This is a genomic window from Microcystis sp. M53603_WE2, assembly GCF_030065435.1.
On record NZ_JASJFF010001132.1, the window covers coordinates 1 to 5,003 of the forward strand.

The 5,003-nt window shown below is 44.5% G+C and carries 5 protein-coding genes and 2 pseudogenes; 2 read left to right on the forward strand and 5 right to left on the reverse strand.

Features of this window, described 5'->3' with window-relative positions; genetic code table 11:
- From PX481_RS23855 to PX481_RS23870, 4 genes and pseudogenes are all read right to left on the reverse strand, one after another.
- Positions 1-286: pseudogene (locus tag PX481_RS23855) on the reverse strand (hypothetical protein); the annotation flags it as partial.
- A complete protein-coding gene (locus PX481_RS23860; protein ID WP_002762040.1) occupies positions 279-491 on the reverse strand; it encodes an Rpn/YhgA-type helix-turn-helix domain-containing protein in 213 nt (70 codons plus the stop codon). The pseudogene PX481_RS23855 and the gene PX481_RS23860, both read right to left, overlap by 8 nt.
- Positions 492-513: 22 nt before the next feature.
- Positions 514-888, reverse strand: a pseudogene (locus PX481_RS23865) (Rpn family recombination-promoting nuclease/putative transposase); the annotation flags it as partial.
- A 173-nt stretch (positions 889-1,061) separates the two neighbouring features.
- Positions 1,062-2,591: a hypothetical protein gene (locus tag PX481_RS23870; RefSeq protein WP_288025322.1), complete on the reverse strand. Its 1,530-nt coding sequence runs from the start codon at positions 2,589-2,591 to the stop codon at positions 1,062-1,064.
- Between the two features lie 304 nt (positions 2,592-2,895).
- On the opposite strand from PX481_RS23870, the gene PX481_RS23875 reads away from it, so the two are divergent.
- Positions 2,896-3,564, forward strand: a complete 669-nt coding sequence (locus PX481_RS23875; RefSeq protein ID WP_002762036.1) for a HEAT repeat domain-containing protein — start codon at positions 2,896-2,898, stop codon at positions 3,562-3,564.
- Between the two features lie 61 nt (positions 3,565-3,625).
- Positions 3,626-4,141 (forward strand): phycobiliprotein lyase, encoded by a 516-nt coding sequence (locus PX481_RS23880; RefSeq protein ID WP_288096409.1) that lies wholly within the window; start codon positions 3,626-3,628, stop codon positions 4,139-4,141.
- Positions 4,142-4,207: 66 nt separating this feature from the next.
- Here the strand turns inward: PX481_RS23880 and PX481_RS23885 are convergent.
- Positions 4,208-5,003 (reverse strand): hypothetical protein (locus PX481_RS23885; protein ID WP_288096411.1); only part of this gene is annotated, 796 nt, incomplete at its 5' end.

A 5,003-nucleotide genomic window follows, 5' to 3' on the forward strand; every position in this document is an offset into this window, starting at 1 on the left:
GCAGATAAATTACCACTTGACGCATTGGTTTTTGGGGATGACGACGATAGACGCGAATGCGATAATCGAGCATTCGGAAAGGAATCTTGGAGTCGGGGTCGGTTTGAAATTCGGTATGGAGAATTAGTTGCTCTGACTGCAAAAAAATCAGAGAATCGGCACGAATGGGGTCTAATTGTAATTCTGTCGGGTCGAGGACGGTTAAGGGGAGGGGAGAACCCAATAACCAAGTGGCTAGATCATCGGAGAAGTTTTCGGCAATAAATTTACAAATATTATCAAACATCGCGAGCGTTCTGCCTTTGTAATTCCTCGATCGCGTCGGGGGATAAATCGGTAAATTGGGCGATTTCTGGGATAGGAAAGCCGGCAGATAGCATTTTTAGGGCAATTTGTCGAGCTTTTTCTTCTTTACCCGCTTGCAAGCCTTTTTTTAGTCCTTTTTCCTCGCCTTCCTCTAAAATATCTTGATAGATGACGGATTCTCTCATAATGTCACTCCGAAGGATTTTTTTAATCGTCTCTCGATTGTAATTGCTCGATTGCGTCGGGGGATAAATCAGTAAATTGGGCGATTTCTGGGATAGGAAACCCAGCAGATAGCATTTTTAGGGCAATTTGTCGAGCTTTTTCCTCTTTGCCTTCCTCTTTGCCTTCCTCTCTGCCTTCCTCTAAAATATCTTGATAGATGACGGATTCTCTCATAATGTCACTCCGAAGAATTTTTTTAATCGTCTCTCGATTTAATACTAACCCGGCGAGAATACTGGTAGCGGCAGCGAGATTGCTTTGCACCTGTTTTTGGGAAATAGTTTCTAAAGAACGGGACACCTGACTTAACACCTGTTCGGGATCATCAGTATTGCTGAGGACGGCAAAGGGTAATAACTCATTGTTCGCTTAATTTTTTAAGGGAAGGGTTTTAAAATTGCTGTAACCTTTATCCTGTATGCTTTTTAGCGAATAAGGCAAGCGGAACATTGCCGAGATTGCTATCGCCAATTGGTTCGTTCAAACCCTAGGTATTTCTACAAAATGGAGACGCACCGGGTTGAATCTCCCTATTGAGGATTTTTTGGGACAGCAACAATCAAAATACTTCTGATTTGCGAGCGACTTAACCTGACCGGAAAGATATCTGTATAATCTAGACCAGCTGCTCTAATGCCATAATCAATTTCCACTTGGTTCAATAAATTTTGATTGAGAGGCCATTGTCTCATGTCTCCACCTAATGCGGGACCATTCACCGGATTTCTAGTGCTTGCAGCCGTATCTGAAAGCATTTGATCGTGGGTAAAAGCTAAGACTCTATCCAATAATTCATCGTTGGTATAAGTGAAAGCATGATCATCACTCATGGGATTGATCATTTGAAAAACGTCACATCCTTCGTCTAAAACCATCGCTTCTTCCGCACCGAATCCATCGCTCATAATTAAGGTAATCCCTTCTAGGGTATTGCCGATCCTTGCCGATAATCCCGAGGAAGCAAAACAGATAATTTTTTGACCGGACATTCCCAAAATTCCGAAAGGATAGATGCTCTTGGGAAAGTAAATCTCTACCGTATCTCCTCCGGGGTAAGGAAAATATTCTCCCGCCCGACGCGGAGAAAAATCAACCCGTTTAAACTGCTGTTCATCTAATTCCCTCGCGACAGCAGGATTAGCCAGATTGATGTTCAGAAAACCACCGGGAGAAATTAATTGAGTTTCTACGATAATCGGTCCGTTTAAAGCGGCACGCCTGGCATTCAAATCGCCGTAGAGTTGATATTCCCCCAAGTTAATTGTATTAATAACCTGCCCCATAAAATTCCCCGCACATGGAACTTGATAAGGCAGGCAAAAAATATGGCGTACATCTTGGAATCGATCGATAGCAGTAAATAGGGGAACCACATCACCTTGTTGAATGATAGTTTTTCCCCCTAGGGCAAACTCTAAAAATGGGGCGATATTCTGTAAATTAGCATCGTATCCCGGTAGTCCTGCTAAATGACGATTATATCTGCGAGCCACTTGCGGATCGTTAATCTGTATTATATTTGCGCCTCCAGCCATAAACCTTAAATCCAAAAATTCATAACGATGGCCGAGGTGTGTAGCCATAGCATCACACCATTTGACCAAACACCGATAGATGCGCTGATTGATCGGTTCTTGATAGCCTCCGGGGAGAAACATCCCACATAATTGATTTTGCAAGGATTTTATGTAGTAATTAGGGCCAAGATAGGCAAGATGCCACGGATTCATCGTTAGATCCCCACAACCTTGGGCGCCAATAATGAGCCAATCCTGTCCTCGCTGATCGCAGAATTCTTTGAGATGTTGATAAAGTGTCCAAGTACCCGCTCTCTGCTCGTAAGCATTGGTCGTAGAGTCTAGGCCAGGAATAGCAATTTGACCAAGTCGATTATACATTATATCCGGCACTGCATGAGGATCCTGCATTCTGGGAGGAGTTATACCATCCCGTTGAATGCCGGGGCCTTTTTGATAGTCTGGAGTCACGGACACAAAGATATGCTCTTTTTCCGTGTCTAGAGTCAAAGAACCAGTATTAAAAACTCGATTTTCCACCATAACACCCCCCGCTTGTCTAGGTGTGGCAGTTGCCGCTAGACAAGCTAATTAGCCCTAGGCTATCTGTTTTTTTTAATCTCAACCTCGCTGACCTGAAGGGGAGTGGGGCTTTATATTTTTTTCCTGAATCTATCAGAAAGCCTAGCATTTATCGTATTACCATACTTAAATTATAGTTTCCCGGAGGAAGTCAACTCTCGCCTCAATCCTTAAGAAATCCTCAAGAAATCCTTTCCCCGCTCTCGTTTCTGAATTGCCAAGAATTGCGTTAGAATTAAAGAAATATTACAAGTGGTTGACAAAAATGAGTAAGCCTGATACACAAGCCATTGCCCTCCAGTTAGAAAGTAGCAATTCTAAAGATCGTCTGCTGGCCTTGGCATCCCTGCGAGAAGTGACCCCGGAGGAAGCTGTACCCTTGATCAAAAAAGTCCTTTATGATGAAATGCTGCCAGTGCGATCGATGGCTGTCTTTGCTTTGGGAGTCAAACAAACCGAGGAATGCTTTCCTATCCTAGTGGATTTGTTAGCCAATGATGCCGATTATGGCATTCGCGCCGATGCTGCGGGGGCTTTAGGTTATTTAGAAGATATTCGCGCTTTTGAACCCCTACAACGGGCTTTTTACGAAGACACGCAATGGTTAGTCCGCTTTAGTGCCGCCGTCGCTTTGGGCAATTTGGGCGATATTCGGGCTAAACAGGTGTTATTATCGGCTCTCGATAGTAACGAAGCGGTTATTCAACAGGCCGCTATTGCTGCCCTTGGGGAAATCAAAGCAGTGGAAACCGTCGAGAAGCTTTTAACTTTTGTTAACTCCGATGACTGGTTAATCCGGCAGCGATTAGCGGAAGCTTTAGGCCATCTTCCGGCGGAAAAAACGATCGCAGCCTTAAAATTTTTGGTCAAAGACGAACATCCGCAAGTGCGCGAAGCGGCCCGTTTATCCTTGCAAAAATTGGCCCACGTCTAGGGATAGGATAGAATAAATAATCTATTCTTCCAAAGCGAACAATTTTTGCCTAAAGCCATTCATGGACATTCAAGAATTTATTAATCTCTGTGCGGGTAAATGGTTTTCTCAGCGTACCAGTTATCAATTAGCCGCCCAAAAAGTTGCCAATAATAAAGCAGAAATCACCATCGATTTGCTGGCTGCCGATGCTGCCGATGTGGTGCAATTATGTTTAGAAAATAACTGTCAGTCCCAGGCCAATCTAGGGGGATGGAAAGCGACTTGGGATAATTCCGTGGACTATGGACAACCGAAAAAAATCGGTTCTAGCTATTTAGTTTGGCTACCCTCAGGGAATTCTTGGCAAGGAAAATTAATCAAATCGGACGGTAAATCGGCAGCGCTGGGAGAATATCATCTCAGCAGCGATCAAGCTTTGACTTTAACCATCGAGGATAATCACCATCGTATCGAGGAAAGAATCTGGTTTGCTAGTCCTAATCTGAGATTGCGTACCAGTATTATCCAGTCAGCCAATGGCGATCGCCAGACGGTTTTCTATTCGGAAATTCGCAAAATGGTTGCTACTAAGTAGTTGTCATCTCCAATGTCTGAGGTGGGGAAGACAGGGTTAATCTTCCACCACTCCAGTCAAATCCTGCTAACGTCGGCCACGTCTGCTGCTGCCGAAACCACTACGACTAGGGGTACGACGGGAACCAGAGGAACCAAAACTAGGAGAACGTTTGACATTATCAGATTTACCCGAATTCTTCAGGGTACTAGAACCATAACCGGAACCACTGGGTTTTGTGGTGGTGGTGGTGCTGCGATTGGGACTAGAGGGAGTATTGCTAGGATAACGACGTAAATTGCCAGTAGAACGGAGAGTTTGCCGGTTTTTGACTGCCGGAGGTGGACTATTATGTTTAGTCCGGTATTGATCTACTGCCTGATTATAGGTGGAACCGTAACCACCAAAACCGGTCATCACACCTCCCGGAGTATAGAGGGGAGGAACGTAATATTGAGGACGAAAGAGCAATCTACCCAAAGCTTGACCAGCAACAGCACCGAAAAAAGGACTCCAAAAACTCGATTCTTGTCGAATCACCACGGTTTCCTGTTGTCCGGTTTGGGGATTTTGCCGCACTTCCGTGACATTATGGACATACTCAATTTTAAAATCTTCGGTCATGTACAGGGTAGCCTGATCACCGTTGATTTCTACCGCGGTTTTTTCCCCTTTAGCAATGTCCTCATCGGTTAATCTAGCCATTTGTAGGTTAGTGGTGCGAAAGAGGGGAGAAGTCCCCCCAGGGGTGTTTAACAGCATTAAGGTATAAGTGCCATCTCCATCATCGTAGGTAGCTTGTTGCACCTCGTAGCGACCGCTACTAACCTGATTGGATTCTTGTCTTACACTACTGTTATTAGCTGACGGTGACTGAGTTTGA